This window comes from Acinetobacter sp. CAU_H_78 (assembly GCF_058599365.1).
In genome coordinates this window covers 571,222-586,851 of sequence record NZ_CM178652.1, presented here as the reverse complement: position 1 = coordinate 586,851, position 15,630 = coordinate 571,222, and the positions used below count along the sequence as shown (strand labels likewise).

The 15,630-nt window shown below is 44.7% G+C and carries 10 protein-coding genes, 2 tRNA genes, 3 rRNA genes and 1 pseudogene; 10 read left to right on the top strand and 6 right to left on the bottom strand.

Annotated elements, in window-relative coordinates:
* The 3 genes and pseudogenes from AC4MCD_RS02865 to AC4MCD_RS02855 all read left to right on the top strand — a co-directional run bounded on the left by AC4MCD_RS02865 (position 1) and on the right by AC4MCD_RS02855 (position 1,961).
* Positions 1-978: a hypothetical protein gene (locus AC4MCD_RS02865; RefSeq protein WP_491876564.1), complete on the top strand. Its 978-nt coding sequence runs from the start codon at positions 1-3 to the stop codon at positions 976-978.
* A gap of 14 nt (positions 979-992) precedes the next feature.
* Positions 993-1,537: pseudogene (locus AC4MCD_RS02860) on the top strand (GTP-binding protein).
* Positions 1,538-1,547: 10 nt separating this feature from the next.
* Positions 1,548-1,961, top strand: a complete 414-nt coding sequence (locus AC4MCD_RS02855) for a roadblock/LC7 domain-containing protein (protein WP_491876563.1) — start codon at positions 1,548-1,550, stop codon at positions 1,959-1,961.
* Positions 1,962-2,073: 112 nt separating this feature from the next.
* On the opposite strand, the gene rrf is transcribed toward AC4MCD_RS02855, so the two are convergent.
* The 5 genes from rrf to AC4MCD_RS02830 all read right to left on the bottom strand — a co-directional run bounded on the left by rrf (position 2,074) and on the right by AC4MCD_RS02830 (position 7,499).
* Positions 2,074-2,188 (bottom strand): 5S ribosomal RNA (rrf, locus tag AC4MCD_RS02850).
* Positions 2,189-2,390: 202 nt separating this feature from the next.
* Positions 2,391-5,282 (bottom strand): 23S ribosomal RNA (locus tag AC4MCD_RS02845).
* A 399-nt stretch (positions 5,283-5,681) separates the two neighbouring features.
* Positions 5,682-5,757 (bottom strand) — tRNA-Ala (locus AC4MCD_RS02840).
* A gap of 66 nt (positions 5,758-5,823) precedes the next feature.
* Positions 5,824-5,900, bottom strand: a tRNA-Ile gene (locus AC4MCD_RS02835).
* A 61-nt stretch (positions 5,901-5,961) separates the two neighbouring features.
* A 16S ribosomal RNA gene (locus AC4MCD_RS02830) occupies positions 5,962-7,499 on the bottom strand.
* The 16S, 23S and 5S rRNA genes sit together here with 2 tRNA genes alongside, the layout of an rRNA operon.
* A 545-nt stretch (positions 7,500-8,044) precedes the next feature.
* Here AC4MCD_RS02830 and AC4MCD_RS02825 point away from each other — a divergent pair.
* The 5 genes from AC4MCD_RS02825 to AC4MCD_RS02805 all read left to right on the top strand — a co-directional run bounded on the left by AC4MCD_RS02825 (position 8,045) and on the right by AC4MCD_RS02805 (position 12,056).
* Complete coding sequence (locus AC4MCD_RS02825) at positions 8,045-8,962, top strand: MlaA family lipoprotein (RefSeq protein WP_491876562.1); 918 nt, start codon at positions 8,045-8,047, stop codon at positions 8,960-8,962.
* Positions 8,963-9,065: 103 nt separating this feature from the next.
* Complete coding sequence (gene gigA, locus AC4MCD_RS02820; RefSeq protein WP_180011763.1) at positions 9,066-10,034, top strand: RsbU family protein phosphatase GigA; 969 nt, start codon at positions 9,066-9,068, stop codon at positions 10,032-10,034.
* Between the two features lie 112 nt (positions 10,035-10,146).
* Entirely contained in the window at positions 10,147-10,665 is a 519-nt protein-coding gene (gene gigB / locus AC4MCD_RS02815; RefSeq protein WP_004783532.1) for an anti-anti-sigma factor GigB, read from the top strand.
* A gap of 20 nt (positions 10,666-10,685) precedes the next feature.
* The gene (locus AC4MCD_RS02810; protein ID WP_491876561.1) at positions 10,686-11,513 is read left to right on the top strand and encodes a carbon-nitrogen hydrolase family protein; all 828 of its coding nucleotides are present in this window, start codon (positions 10,686-10,688) and stop codon (positions 11,511-11,513) included.
* A 117-nt stretch (positions 11,514-11,630) separates the two neighbouring features.
* On the top strand, positions 11,631-12,056 hold the full coding sequence (locus AC4MCD_RS02805; protein ID WP_159123044.1) for an organic hydroperoxide resistance protein: 426 nt from the start codon (positions 11,631-11,633) through the stop codon (positions 12,054-12,056).
* 173 nt (positions 12,057-12,229) lie between these two features.
* On the opposite strand, the gene gspE is transcribed toward AC4MCD_RS02805, so the two are convergent.
* The gene (gene gspE / locus AC4MCD_RS02800) at positions 12,230-13,717 is read right to left on the bottom strand and encodes a type II secretion system ATPase GspE (RefSeq protein WP_419375323.1); all 1,488 of its coding nucleotides are present in this window, start codon (positions 13,715-13,717) and stop codon (positions 12,230-12,232) included.
* Between the two features lie 93 nt (positions 13,718-13,810).
* On the opposite strand from gspE, the gene AC4MCD_RS02795 reads away from it, so the two are divergent.
* Positions 13,811-14,641, top strand: a complete 831-nt coding sequence (locus tag AC4MCD_RS02795) for a DUF432 domain-containing protein (RefSeq protein WP_419365710.1) — start codon at positions 13,811-13,813, stop codon at positions 14,639-14,641.
* A gap of 9 nt (positions 14,642-14,650) precedes the next feature.
* Complete coding sequence (locus AC4MCD_RS02790) at positions 14,651-15,574, top strand: mechanosensitive ion channel family protein (RefSeq protein WP_180015546.1); 924 nt, start codon at positions 14,651-14,653, stop codon at positions 15,572-15,574.
* Positions 15,575-15,630: the final 56 nt, after the last annotated feature.

Genomic DNA, 15,630 nt, shown 5'->3' with positions numbered 1-15,630 from the left:
ATGCATAGGCATTATATTCATATTGGAATAGCAGGTTTAAGTATTCACGATGCAGATGAACTAAAAAAGACTTTACAACACATCATTCCTGATCATTTTATCCTGCAATGGAACACTGCTTCCGATCCTCATCTCGATTGCCTGTTAGTGTATGAATACTTTCTTGAAACAGAAGGGATTCAACGTGTTCTCAAAAACCAAAAATGTCCTTATTTATGCATCTCTAAAAATGCTCAATACTCGAACCAGATTATAAATAACACGCTCACTCTGCCCCTGCAAAACACACAAATTCTCAAGCACTGGTTTGAGCAAAATGTCCTTAATTCAGAAATTAGCTCAGAAATAGAAGAACCTATATTTTCATACCACGTTCAGATCCAGCAATCTTCTGACCATCCTTACACCATTAACTTTTTTAAAGAGATACTGCATCCTGAAAAAGGTAAATTACATCTCTATGATCAGCATGGCACCATTGCCATTATTGACTCAGCAAAAAACCTGGCCTGGTTAAACAAAGACCGGGCTGAAACAAGCACAGACTTTTCTTTTCAATATGACTTCGCATCCACTAGTGACCTTTTAAAAGTGACACGTAGAGAAGCACAGATTCTGCAAGACTGGTTATGGAATTTCTTCTGGAACTCGCCTAGTTTTGCCCAGATCGCACCTGAAGATGGTCACTACAAAATTCATTATTGGCCAAAGCCGGCCCATCCACTGCATAAAAAACGTATTTTTCAGATATCTGCCTGCTTTATTCAAGGCGCTAAGATTTCAAAAATTGCTGAGCAACATGCTATTTCCTTACTTACGCTTCGACAATTTATCGCAGCCAGCATGGCTTCAGGAAATATTGAAAAAATTAATGCTTGGGAAAGTCGTTATCGCACCACTGAGCCAGTTGAAAGAACAGAACAGCAAAGTTTCATTAAAAGCTTTTTTGAAAAGCTACGATTTAAATTTGGATTTTAATAAAGTAAATACTTATGATTTTACAACAATATAAAATCGTTTTTGCGGGCTCCATGGGCGCAGGTAAAACAGCCGCGATACGTTCATTATCTGATATTCCAGTGTTACTCACTGAGGCACTGAATACTGACGACCGCAGTCATTCAAAAATGGAAACCACGGTAGGAATCAATTATGGTGAGATCACATTACAAGATGGAACCAAAATTGGCCTGTATGGGACGCCTGGACAAAGCCGCTTTGACTTTATCTGGCCTGTCATTTGCCAAGGCGCATTAGGTGCTATTATCCTCATTGATCATACAGTGAATGACCCGATCCAAGAACTGGAAAGTTATATCGAAGTATTTCAGGAATATACCAATAATATTGCTATTGGGATTACGCATAGTGATCTTGAAAGTCCTCATTTTACCCAGATTTATAAGGACTGGCTGATCCAGCAGGATCTTTATACTCCCCTCTTTTTTTTGTAGATGCACGTCAAAAAGACGACATCTTGCTTCTTTTAGAAGCCCTCATTACTTCAATCGAAGTCAACTATAACCTCATGAGCTAAGGATTAAAGCATGCTCACTATACAAGAAAGACGTCAAGCCTCGGAAGCCCTCGTTCAGCATGCCAAACAGCAAATTCAGGAGATCATTAGCAATGTTCGTGGCGTATATTATGTAATGGTCTGTTCAACAGATGGATTTGAATTGGCCACAATTCATAAGAAAGACAACTATAACAACAGCAAACTGGCTGCTGTGAGTAGCTCGATTTTAGCGATGGTTTCAGCATTTACTAAAGAGATCCATCTTACTGGCTGTCAAAGCATTACTTTGGATGCAGAAAATGGTAAAGCTATTTTGACAGCGGTTGCAGCACCGAAACACCCTCTTATTCTGGTCACTTTAGCCGAAAAAGATATTTTATTGGGTCAAGCATTGTATATACTAAAGAATGCAACACAGTCTATTATCGCTGCAGATCAATAAATAGATAGATTCAAAAAAGGCTTAAATTTATTTAAGCCTTTTTATCTCGATTTTATTAGGTCGCACGCATAAAAAAAGCCCCCTGCATGAGCAGAGGGCTTTTGGAATAATGAGCTGGCGATGACTTACTCTCACATGGGATACCCCACACTACCATCAGCGCTAAGAGGTTTCACTTCTGAGTTCGGGAAGGGATCAGGTGGTTCACTCTTGCTATGGTCGCCAGCACAACTGGTATGCTTACTCGCTATGGTCTTATCTACGTTGCTTGCGCTTCGTTTGCCTAGCTTTCTTCAAATAGAGTTCATTAACAGATGTATCTGAGTTGCAGTAGTTTGTTCGATTAGCTTAACCAAATCAAGGCTTCGTCTGATCGTTAGATCAATATGAAATCAATTGATGCTTTATATACAACTGCTTGGGTGTTGTATAGTCAAGCCTCACGAGCAATTAGTATTGGTCAGCTTCATGCATCACTGCACTTCCACATCCAACCTATCAACGTCGTAGTCTTCAACGGCTCTTTAGGAGACATAAAGTCTCGGGGAAATCTTATCTTGAGGTAGGCTTCCCGCTTAGATGCTTTCAGCGGTTATCCCTTCCGAACATAGCTACCCGGCGATGCGACTGGCGTCACAACCGGTACACCAGAGGTTCGTCCACTCTGGTCCTCTCGTACTAGGAGCAGATCCTCTCAAATTTCCAGCGCCCACGGTAGATAGGGACCGAACTGTCTCACGACGTTCTAAACCCAGCTCGCGTACCTCTTTAAATGGCGAACAGCCATACCCTTGGGACCTGCTTCAGCCCCAGGATGAGATGAGCCGACATCGAGGTGCCAAACACCGCCGTCGATATGAACTCTTGGGCGGTATCAGCCTGTTATCCCCAGAGTACCTTTTATCCGTTGAGCGATGGCCCTTCCATACAGAACCACCGGATCACTAAGACCTACTTTCGTACCTGCTCGACTTGTGGGTCTCGCAGTTAAGCGCGCTTTTGCCTTTATACTCTACGCGTGATTTCCGACCACGCTGAGCGCACCTTCGTACTCCTCCGTTACTCTTTAGGAGGAGACCGCCCCAGTCAAACTACCCACCAGACATGGTCCTCGCTCCCGATCAGGGAGCAGAGTTAGAACCTCAATATTACCAGGGTGGTATTTCAAGGACGGCTCCATGGCAACTAGCGTCACCACTTCAAAGCCTCCCACCTATCCTACACAAGTAAGATCAAAGTTCAATGTCAAGCTGCAGTAAAGGTTCACGGGGTCTTTCCGTCTAGCCGCGGGTACACCGCATCTTCACGGCGAATTCGATTTCACTGAGCCTCTGCTGGAGACAGCGCCGCCATCATTATGCCATTCGTGCAGGTCGGAACTTACCCGACAAGGAATTTCGCTACCTTAGGACCGTTATAGTTACGGCCGCCGTTTACTGGGGCTTCGATCAATAGCTTCGCTTGCGCTAACCACATCAATTAACCTTCCAGCACCGGGCAGGCATCACACCCTATACGTCCACTTTCGTGTTTGCAGAGTGCTATGTTTTTAATAAACAGTTGCAGCGGCCTGGTTTCTGAGGCTGTCAACAGCTCAAGGAGCAAGTCCCATCACCATCAACAGCGTACCTTCTCCCGAAGTTACGGTACCATTTTGCCTAGTTCCTTCAGCAGAGTTCTCTCAAGCGCTTTGGTCTACTCGACCTGACCACCTGTGTCGGTTTCGGGTACGATTCCAGTGTAACTGAAGCTTAGAGACTTTTCCTGGAAGTATGGTATCAGCCACTTCACCAGTAAACTGGCTTGCTATCAACTCTCAGCATAGAGCACCCCGGATTTGCCTAAGATGCATGCCTACTGTCTTCCACCTGGACAACCAACGCCAGGCTGACTTAACCTTCTCCGTCCTCTCATCGCATTACACTGAAGTATTGGAATATTAACCAATTTCCCATCGACTACGCCTCTCGGCCTCGCCTTAGGGGTCGACTCACCCAGCCCCGATTAACGTTGGACTGGAACCCTTGGTCTTTCAGCGAACGGGTTTTTCACCCGTTTTGTCGTTACTCACGTCAGCATTCGCACTTCTGATACCTCCAGCATGCTTCTCAACACACCTTCATCGGCTTACAGAACGCTCCCCTACCACTTGCAATAAATTGCAAATCCGCAGCTTCGGTACATAGTTTTAGCCCCGTTACATCTTCCGCGCAGGCCGACTCGACTAGTGAGCTATTACGCTTTCTTTAAAGGGTGGCTGCTTCTAAGCCAACCTCCTAGCTGTCTATGCCTTCCCACATCGTTTCCCACTTAACTATGATTTAGGGACCTTAGCTGGCGGTCTGGATTGTTTTCCTCTTGACTACGGACGTTAGCACCCGCAGTCTGTCTCCCGGATAGTACTCATTGGTATTCGGAGTTTGCATCGGTTTGGTAAGTCGGGATGACCCCCTAGCCGAAACAGTGCTCTACCCCCAATGGTATTCGTCCGAGGCGCTACCTAAATAGCTTTCGGGGAGAACCAGCTATCACCGAGTTTGATTAGCCTTTCACCCCTATCCACAAGTCATCCCCTGGCTTTTCAACGACAGTGGGTTCGGTCCTCCAGTTAGTGTTACCCAACCTTCAACCTGCTCATGGATAGATCACCCGGTTTCGGGTCTATACCCAGCAACTAAACGCCCTATTAAGACTCGATTTCTCTACGGCTCCCCTATTCGGTTAACCTCGCTACTGAATATAAGTCGCTGACCCATTATACAAAAGGTACGCAGTCACCACACAAAGTGGCTCCCACTGCTTGTATGCATGCGGTTTCAGGATCTATTTCACTCCCCTCACAGGGGTTCTTTTCGCCTTTCCCTCACGGTACTGGTTCACTATCGGTCAGTCAGGAGTATTTAGCCTTAGAGGATGGTCCCCCTATATTCAGACAAGGTTTCACGTGCCTCGCCCTACTCGACATCATCATATCAGCCCTTTCGTGTACAGGACTATCACCCACTATGGTTGCACTTCCCAGAGCATTCCACTAAAACTGATATGACTTAATGGGCTGTTCCCCTTTCGCTCGCCGCTACTGAGGGAATCTCAATTGATTTCTTTTCCTACGGATACTGAGATGTTTCACTTCTCCGCGTTCGCCTCATAAACCTATGTATTCAGTTTATGATACCGACCTTATAGCCGGTGGGTTTCCCCATTCAGACATCTCCGGATCACAGGATATTTGCCGCCTCCCCGGAGCTTTTCGCAGGCTATCACGTCTTTCTTCGCCTCTGACTGCCAAGGCATCCACCACATGCACTTAATTACTTGACTATACAACCCCAAACAGTCGTTCATCCCTACAAGTAGGATGAGCAACAGATTGTGATGATTACTCATCACTCTCATACAGTTGGTATCTCGTAGATTTAACTACCGTACAGCTTCAATTAGATTCATATACCAAAACGCTTGATTCAGTTAATTTCGCTAGTTCTCATTCAATCACTTCAACAATCAATCTTGCGATCTCTTGTTTCCGCTCTTTCATGAGTATGAACAAATTATTTCAACTCAAATATATTCTGTTAATGATTTAATGCATCCTCGTCGGACTGCATTACTGTGATAAATCACAGAGGTTAATAACAATGCCGCGCATTATACGCCGCTTTCTTACTAAGCTCTATAAGCTATCAAACCGTTTGCTTATTACGTATTCGAACGAATACGTGGTGGAGACTAGGAGAGTCGAACTCCTGACCTCCTGCGTGCAAAGCAGGCGCTCTACCAACTAAGCTAAGTCCCCAGCTTATCAATAAGTCAATGTATCGTTCCGTTTCTGTTCGCTCTGCAATTAACGCTTCGTCAGTAGTGGTGGGTCTGACAAGACTTGAACTTGTGACCCCACGCTTATCAAGCGTGTGCTCTAACCAACTGAGCTACAGACCCTCAGATACATCGTCATGAAGAACAACTTGTTGTGGATTCTTACCAATCGTCAATCTTTCGTTAAGGAGGTGATCCAGCCGCAGGTTCCCCTACGGCTACCTTGTTACGACTTCACCCCAGTCATCGGCCACACCGTGGTAAGCGTCCTCCCTAAGGTTAGACTACCTACTTCTGGTGCAACAAACTCCCATGGTGTGACGGGCGGTGTGTACAAGGCCCGGGAACGTATTCACCGCGGCATTCTGATCCGCGATTACTAGCGATTCCGACTTCACGCAGTCGAGTTGCAGACTGCGATCCGGACTACGATCGGCTTTTTGAGATTAGCATCTGCTCGCGCAGTAGCAACCCTTTGTACCGACCATTGTAGCACGTGTGTAGCCCTGGCCGTAAGGGCCATGATGACTTGACGTCGTCCCCGCCTTCCTCCAGTTTGTCACTGGCAGTATCCTTAAAGTTCCCACCCGAAGTGCTGGCAAATAAGGAAAAGGGTTGCGCTCGTTGCGGGACTTAACCCAACATCTCACGACACGAGCTGACGACAGCCATGCAGCACCTGTATCAGAGTTCCCGAAGGCACCAATCCATCTCTGGAAAGTTCTCTGTATGTCAAGGCCAGGTAAGGTTCTTCGCGTTGCATCGAATTAAACCACATGCTCCACCGCTTGTGCGGGCCCCCGTCAATTCATTTGAGTTTTAGTCTTGCGACCGTACTCCCCAGGCGGTCTACTTATCGCGTTAGCTGCGCCACTAAAGCCTCAAGGGCCCCAACGGCTAGTAGACATCGTTTACGGCATGGACTACCAGGGTATCTAATCCTGTTTGCTCCCCATGCTTTCGCACCTCAGTGTCAGTATTAGGCCAGATGGCTGCCTTCGCCATCGGTATTCCTCCAGATCTCTACGCATTTCACCGCTACACCTGGAATTCTACCATCCTCTCCCATACTCTAGCTAACCAGTATCGAATGCAATTCCCAAGTTAAGCTCGGGGATTTCACATTTGACTTAATTAGCCACCTACGCGCGCTTTACGCCCAGTAAATCCGATTAACGCTTGCACCCTCTGTATTACCGCGGCTGCTGGCACAGAGTTAGCCGGTGCTTATTCTGCGAGTAACGTCCACTTATCCCAGGTATTAACCAGGTAAGCCTCCTCCTCGCTTAAAGTGCTTTACAACCAAAAGGCCTTCTTCACACACGCGGCATGGCTGGATCAGGGTTGCCCCCATTGTCCAATATTCCCCACTGCTGCCTCCCGTAGGAGTCTGGGCCGTGTCTCAGTCCCAGTGTGGCGGATCATCCTCTCAGACCCGCTACAGATCGTCGCCTTGGTAGGCCTTTACCCCACCAACTAGCTAATCCGACTTAGGCTCATCTATTAGCGCAAGGTCCGAAGATCCCCTGCTTTCTCCCGTAGGACGTATGCGGTATTAGCGTCCCTTTCGGAACGTTGTCCCCCACTAATAGGCAGATTCCTAAGCATTACTCACCCGTCCGCCGCTAGGAATCAGGTGCAAGCACCCTATCCCCGCTCGACTTGCATGTGTTAAGCCTGCCGCCAGCGTTCAATCTGAGCCATGATCAAACTCTTCAGTTAAAATCATTTCGAGTTTTATAAGTAAAACTCTTAAACTTGGCTCATCAATTTTCTGACAAATATTTCTCAAATAAACTTCGAGTAATTTCTACCATTCAATCAATGAAAATAATTTCGATCAATCAACCAGTAAAAATCCACACAAGTTGTTCTTCATAATCTCTTAATGATCTTCTTACTACTTCGTCAGTAGCAAGCTAGGTCGGCTATATTACTCTCTATCTCTAGAAAGTCAACCAGTAATGAAAATTATTTTTAAACTTTCTTTCTAAAACTCAACTCAACCATTTCATGCTAAGTTACTGTTTTATCAGAAGTTTTAATCTTCATCACCGCCGATGGATGTGCATTCTACAGCATTTCAGGGGGCTTGCAATACCTTTTTCAAATAAATCTTACCGCATGTCTAATTTTTAGCCTTTTATGAAGTTTTTATTCTTTTATTATACAATTTTGCTTAAATTACGCCTATTCCTAGTAATACAGTTTATTATTCCGGGTTAAACAACGCCACTATACTCAGAACAAGGCTTTGGGGTTTCCTTATGCATCGCTCTATTTATTTATCTTTATGCTTATTTTCTTTGGCCTCTAGCCCATTAATTTTTGCTGAAGACACTACTCAGACTGAACAGACTGAAATAGAAACTGAATCTTCTGCTACTACTGCTACGGTTCCACTCAGAGAAAAAATATCTTCCAAGGTGAGTCATCTGCAAACCCAGCTAAAAGTCGATGCTAGTGCCGCACAGGCTGAAGAAGTTAAAGATCCTTTCCAGGGCTGGAATAGAAAGGTCTATCAATTTAATGATGCAATCGATCAGGCAGTCGTTCGCCCCATTGCGGTTCAGTATCAGGAAAAGGTTCCTCAAGATGTGCGCGGCAGCTATACCCAGTTCCGTAGCAATTTAGGTGAACCATGGAATGCGGTAAACCAGTTGATTCAGGGCCGGCCTGCTCGTGCAGCAAAATCTTTGGGTCGTTTTACCATTAATACTTTAACCACTTTAGGTCTGGCAGATCCTGCCCGGCGTCTGGGACTGGATCATGAAGATGAAAAGTTCGGGATCACACTAGGTTATTATGGTGTACCTTCTGGCCCTTATGTGATGTTACCGTTCCTGGGCCCAAGTTCTGTGCGTGATACTTTCGGTATGGCAGTCGATAGCCAGACCCGTCCACAGAAATATATTCTTGAAGATGATGAAGGCTTGTATTGGGGTGATCAATTCTGGCGTGCAATTGATAATCGTGCAGAATTACTTGATATTGAAGGTGTGTTAACAGGTGATCGTTATGCACAAATTCGCGATATTTATTTGCAACGCACTAATTATATGATCGCCCAGAAAAAAGGTCTGGAACAGGAATCTTTATTCCTTGAAGATGACTTTGATGATGAAAATCTTGAGGATGAATCTTTCGATGAAAATGAGACTGAATCTTCTAGTGATGACCTTTGAAACCAAAGCTCAATGTTGATTTGCTAGCGAAAACTGTTCGCTAGCAATCATTTGCTTGTTATAGTACATCTTATAACTCATTCCAGGATCGAACTACCTGTCTATGTATTTCATTCAACCTACTCGCGATATTCCTTATTTAGATCAAGTGCTTGAGAAGCTTCCGCATGTTCAAGTAATCAAGCTGGAAGATCACGAGTTGTACGATGCAACGATTATTGCCATTGCAGATGTACATGATTATCTGAAATACAAGTGGAACCTTCCGACTGTAGTATTAGCGCTGAAAAATGAAGGAACAGCCTTGGCACAAGCTTGGGAACAAGGCGCTTTGGCAGGCTGGATCTGGAATAAACTGCCTGAACAACCCGATATCGCATTACAAAAAATTGATGCGCAATATAAGCGTAATCAGGATAGTCGTGATCTTCCTTCAGCGGCAGAGTTACAAAAACGTTTGCTACCGAATGAAATTGAATTGACCAATTATGCGGTTGAAACCTATTTTCAGCCTTCTGCCTATTTATCTGGCGATTGGTACGATTACTGGAAAATCAGCGATAAAGAAGTCATTTTCTATCTTGCAGATGTTTCTGGTCATGGCGTTACCAGCAGTTTATTAACGTCCTGGATGGCAGCCTTTCATGGACGTTCGAAAACACCTCGTGAGCTGATCAAGAAGCTGAACGGGATGCTGGTTCAGGAAAATATCGAAAAGCATATCACCATGATTGCCGGAATTCTGAACCTGGAAAGCCATGTTTTGAAATGGTCTAGTGCTGGCCACTATCCTCCTCCGATTATCTTTGAACCGAATCAGGAACCAAAAATCCTGTCATCCAGCAGCTTTCCTCTTGGCCTCACTGAAGATCTTGAGGTAGAAGAAAATGAATATATCCTCAGCCGCAATGCACGTTTCATTATCTGTTCAGATGGGGCATTGGAACCGTTTAGCGGCGGTCTGAATGAACAATTTTCCCAATTATTGCATCACTTACAGAACGAATCTTTCGAAGCACCCGAACATGTCGCCGACGATATTGCCATTCTCAGCTTTATAAGAGTGAAATAGCAGTATAATCACAAGCTTTATAAGCACTTAATTTGATTGCGACTTTCAGCTACTTGAGTATCTATAGACCCTATGGGATAATTTAATATCCTTCTCTGCAAATGGCATTTATATGTCAACAGGTCATGTTGAATATGCAAGCTTGAATGGAACGCATATTTTTAAGCTTATCGGCGAAGTGCGGGCCCAATCTTGTATTAGTCTAGACAAATTACTGAACAAACTTGAGCAGCAGGACAACGTTGTTGGCGCAATTGTTGATCTGACTGAAACCAGCTTTATTGACAGCACTGTACTGGGTGTCCTAGCAAAATTAGGACTTAAACTTAAGCAGCTCCATAAGATCCAGGCGGTGATGTTGTCGACTAACTCTGATATCACGACTCTAGCCAACAGTATGGGCTTGGGGCAGGTCTTTGTCATTTTGGATTACTGCGGTGATTCAAATGTATGTACCCGTAAACTTATGGAAGAACATGTGACGCATCAGGCAATGTTGAAAACTGTTCTGGATGCACACAAGACTTTAATGCGGTTAAATCAGAGCAACCAGAATATGTTTGAGCCCTTGGTCAAACAGTTGCAAAAAGAACAAGATAATCTAGATCAAGTGTCTGAACAAAAGGTATGAACACACAATAAGGAATCCCTATGACTTTACTTTCTGTTGCACAAATGAATTCCCAAAATGAAATTGAGCAAAATTTCATGACCATCGAATCATTAATTCAACAAAGTAAAGCAAAAGGCGCTGAACTTATTGTCTTTCCTGAAAATTTCGTCTGTTTTGCTGCTGGTAAGCAGCGCGAAACTGCTGCTCAGTTCGAGAGCATTCAACAACGTCTGGAACAACTGGCGCATCAATATCAGATCTGGATTATCGCGGGGACATTACCCTGTCCTTATCGTCCTGATGGTTCGATTATTGAAGATGGCCGGGTTCGAACCGTAAGCCTATGTATTAGCCCAGAAAAAACTGAAGCCCGCTATGACAAAATTCACCTCTTTGATGTACAGGTCGGTGATGCTGTGGGTGGCTATCAGGAATCCCAATTTTTTGAACCAGGTACTGATGTCGTCGTTGCGAAAACACCTTTTGGCAATATTGGCATGATGGTTTGCTATGACCTGCGATTCCCTGAACTTGCGCTTCATTTACGTGGCCAAGGCGCGAATATTTTAACTGCGCCATCTGCCTTTACCTACACCACTGGCCAAATGCACTGGCAATTATTATTGCAAGCACGTGCTATGGATACCCAATGTATAGTTCTCGGTGCTGCTCAACAGGGTTGGCATGGTGAAAAACGCCAAACTTGGGGACATGCCGCTGCTACAAACAGTCGTGGTCAACTTCTGGATATGGTGCATGCGGAAGGCGCACAGATTATTACGGTTGATTTTGATTTGACTGAGCAGGCCAAAGTGCGTGAGTCTATGCCACTCATGCAGCATCGCAAGCTACTACAGTTTTCTTAAGTCAGACTTTTACCGCATTCTCATTCGCTTGCATAAATTAACAAAATCCCTGCTTATTCTTCCCTAGAAATTATGGAGCATAGAAGTTCCATAAAAGAACAAGCAGGAAATACTCTCATGTCATTAGAAAAAGCAGTATATACCGCACGTGCCAAAGCTACAGGCGGTCGAGATGGCCGTGCAACCTCTGACGATCAGATTCTGGATGTGAAACTGGCAGTGCCTAAGGAAATGGGTGGCCCAGGTGGCGGGACCAATCCTGAACAATTGTTCGCTGCAGGTTATTCAGCCTGTTTTTTAGGTGCCATGAAGTTTGTTGCCAACAGGGATAAAATCAATATTAGCAAAGATGCCTATATTGAAGGTGAAGTTGGCATTGGCCCAATTCCTACCGGTTTTGGTATTGAAGTGACTTTAAATGTTCATTTAGAAGGAATGGAACAGGAAGAAGCACAAAAACTGGTCGATGCCGCACACATCGTTTGTCCTTACTCAAATGCAACCCGTAACAATATTGATGTTACTTTGAATGTCATCACCTAAGTCTAAATAAATATTTGACTCTCTATCCTGAAAAATCAGAAGTCATTTCAGGATAGAGCTGATCATTCTTATAAAATTTTGATCAAAATTGCTTTATGCTATTTAATAGAAAAATGATCATTTGAGATATTTATTTAAGAAAACAGTGCCTTCCTATCCCATCGAATAAAAATTTACTCTGCCGCCTCATTGGTTACACGCAGAACTTCTTCAATGGTCGTTTTCCCAGCCAGCACTTTACGTAAACCATCATCGCGAATTGAACCTGATTGCTGACGTGCATAGGTTTCCAGCTCATATTCAGCCGCATTACTATGGATTAGACGACGCATATGTTCATCAACCGGTACAATTTCATAAATGGCAGTACGTCCACTAAAGCCGGTATTCCCACAGCGTTCACAACCGTGCAGTTGAGGTAATCTCAACTCCTGTGGATGCTCAATATGTTCAAACAGATTCTGTTCAAATGCATCTGCATCCTTCCAGGTCGCACAATGCGGACATAAGGTACGTACCAGACGCTGAGCAACTACCCCAATTAAAGAGCTTGATAGCAAGAATGGCTCAATTCCCATGTCTTTCAGACGGGTCACTGCACCAATCGCAGTATTGGTATGCAGCGTTGATAATACCAGGTGACCTGTCAGTGAGGCCTGAACTGCAATTTCTGCAGTTTCCAAATCACGGATTTCCCCCACCATGACCACATCCGGATCCTGACGCAACATGGCTTTTAAGGCACGGGCAAAGGTCATATCGACTTTGGTATTTACCTGAGTCTGACCAATCCCTTCTAACTGATATTCTACTGGATCTTCAGCAGTCAGAATATTTTTGGAACCATCATTCAGATCAGAAAGTGCTGCATATAAGGTAGTGGTCTTACCCGAACCGGTAGGTCCAGTCACCAGAATAATACCATGAGGACGATGCACCAAGGTCTTGAGTCGATCATAATCATTATTCATCAAGCCCAGATGAGTCATATTCAGACGGCCAGCCTGCTTGTCCAGCAAACGCATCACCACCCGCTCCCCATAAGAGGATGGCAAGGTCGAAACACGGACATCGACTTCACGACCTGCCAGACGTAAGGAAATACGGCCATCCTGAGGAATCCGTTTTTCTGCAATGTCCAGCTTGGCCATGACCTTGATCCGTGATACCAGTAATGGCGCCAGCTCACGACGTGGCTGCACAATTTCACGCAACTGCCCATCGACACGCAAACGTACAGAAAGTCGTTTTTCGAAAGATTCCACATGGATATCTGAGGCACCAACACGGATCGCTTCCGATAACAAGGCATTAATCAGACGGACAATAGGCGCATCATCCTCCTGATCCATCAGGTCTTCGGCTTCCGGAACCGAATCGGCAAGACTTAATAAATCCGGATGATCTTCCAGACCAGCCGCCACTTGCTGCGACTCACCGCTATCGCCCACAAAACTGGAACTGAGCAACTGATTGAATTCTTGTTCTGTACAATGTTGATACTGAGCCGGATGACCCAGCAAACGGCGTGCTTCCTGTAATGCAAGCATAGACGTATTGTCACGACGGACAATAAAAGCCTGATCTCCCTCATAACGCAACAGCACACCATGACGTTTCGCAAAGCTATACGGGATTTGTAATTGTTTCAGTACTTGCATCGCAGATTATAATAATGATGAAAAAATTTAAATTGAGTGTACTCTAAGCATATGACAGCGTGAAGTATGTTTTCAAAGATTTAGCAAGAAAGGATGCCAACATTGCCCCTAGATCAAGAGGAATTGAACCTGCAGTCTCCCCGAATCCAATGGTGGGGAGAGCAAAGTTTTGAAATTAACGAGTCCAAGGCCTGGCAATTTGGCTCTCTGCTGTTTCGTTTGACCCGAGGCTTGCAGGAATGGCGACTGGAATATTACCGTCCGACGGTTCAGTACGATTATGAACAGCAATGGCATCAGATCAGTGATCCACTGTTTGCATTCCCGACCCCGGTGAAAATTGAACGCTATATGTTCAAATCCACCCAAAGCAAATTACAGCTTATGCCACGTCTGGCGAATCGCTCCGTAGTAATTAAACCAGTTGATCCGATTTATATTCCGGCTGGTCAGCGTGGAACGCTCTATATCAGTACCCCGCTATGGATTGCCGGTTTTGTCGAAGGTCAACGTGAACCGATTTTTGATCTTCCAGTGATTTTACCGAAAGACACCTGGTTTGGACCCAATCATCGTTCCGGTGAAATTTGCTATGCTACCGCAGTCGACGGAAGAACTGAGCTAGAACAATTACGTCCCCGTGCATTCCGTGCTGTGACTCCAATTGAATTCCATAATACCAGTCACAAGCAACTACGTTTCGATCGTATGAATGTTCCAGTACCTGCATTACCTCTCTTTTATAGTGCCAGCACTGAACGTCTGTGGACCTCGCAGATTAAGGTTTTGCATGAAGGTCTGGATCGCCCACCCCGTATCCGGGTGGAAAACCGTACCCCGCCCAATGCGGGTGAAGTAGATTATTTACACCCACCGCGTGATCCGGCGGGCAATTTATTTAATATGTTTGATTCATTTTTCTAAGAGCGTGTGATGCCAAATTCGAATATTCCAACCGAAGTCACCAACAGTCTCAAGGGAGTATTTACCAATATTAATACCGATCGCCTGACTGAAATTGTCGTCGCGGTAGTGCTTTGTTTTATTGGTTTCCTGATCGCACGTTTTTTTTCGAATGCTTTTATCCGTACTATTGGTATACGCTTTAATGCGCATCAGCAAATGGTCTGGCGCCGCGGGATTTTCTACTTTATTTTCCTGCTGTTTGTGATGGCGAGTTTGAAGGAAGCCGGATTTAAACTCAGTGTCTTTCTCGGTGCAGCAGGTATTTTAACCGTCGCACTGGGTTTCGCATCCCAAACCTCTGCATCCAACCTGATCAGCGGTATCTTCCTGATTGGTGAAGGATCTTTTGAGGTCGGTGATACCATCCAGATCACACTGATTCGTGGACATACCGTTGAAGGTGAAGTGATTTCGATTGATTTGCTCTCGGTTAAACTGCTTACCCAAGACAATATTTATGTACGCTTACCGAACGAACAACTGATTCGGGCTCCGGTACACAACTTGTCCAAGTTTCCAATCCGGCGTATTCCGATTACCTTGGCTATTAATTTCCATGAAGACATCATCAAGGTGCGTGAAGTACTGCTGGATGTTGCCAATAAATATCCACTTGTTCTGGCCGATCCAAAGCCTGCAGTTACGGTCACCGCCTTCCGTGAATCTTCGATTGAACTTTTGTTTGCGATTTGGTGTCAGCAGGAAAATTATCTAAAAGTCCGCGATGAAATGCAGGAACGGATTCGAAATGGCTTTCTCGATAACCAGATTGAAATTCCGGTACCAAAAATGGGCTTTGTTGATCATCCACTGGCTCGCCCACTGGAAAATGAAGACATTGATCAATATGCCAATGAGAAAGAATTAAAACGTGAGCCAGATTTAAAATAACTTTTTCTAAATCCTTCCTAACCTCCCTTTACTAAGGGAGGAACTTTCATAAAAAG

Coding starts and splice junctions, on each gene's coding strand:
- AC4MCD_RS02865 (WP_491876564.1), top strand. CDS start 1: ATGCATAGGCATTATATTCATATTGGAATAGCAGGTTTAAGTATTCAC.
- AC4MCD_RS02855 (WP_491876563.1), top strand. CDS start 1,548: ATGCTCACTATACAAGAAAGACGTCAAGCCTCGGAAGCCCTCGTTCAG.
- AC4MCD_RS02825 (WP_491876562.1), top strand. CDS start 8,045: ATGCATCGCTCTATTTATTTATCTTTATGCTTATTTTCTTTGGCCTCT.
- gigA (WP_180011763.1), top strand. CDS start 9,066: ATGTATTTCATTCAACCTACTCGCGATATTCCTTATTTAGATCAAGTG.
- gigB (WP_004783532.1), top strand. CDS start 10,147: ATGTCAACAGGTCATGTTGAATATGCAAGCTTGAATGGAACGCATATT.
- AC4MCD_RS02810 (WP_491876561.1), top strand. CDS start 10,686: ATGACTTTACTTTCTGTTGCACAAATGAATTCCCAAAATGAAATTGAG.
- AC4MCD_RS02805 (WP_159123044.1), top strand. CDS start 11,631: ATGTCATTAGAAAAAGCAGTATATACCGCACGTGCCAAAGCTACAGGC.
- gspE (WP_419375323.1), bottom strand. CDS start 13,717: ATGCAAGTACTGAAACAATTACAAATCCCGTATAGCTTTGCGAAACGT.
- AC4MCD_RS02795 (WP_419365710.1), top strand. CDS start 13,811: ATGCCAACATTGCCCCTAGATCAAGAGGAATTGAACCTGCAGTCTCCC.
- AC4MCD_RS02790 (WP_180015546.1), top strand. CDS start 14,651: ATGCCAAATTCGAATATTCCAACCGAAGTCACCAACAGTCTCAAGGGA.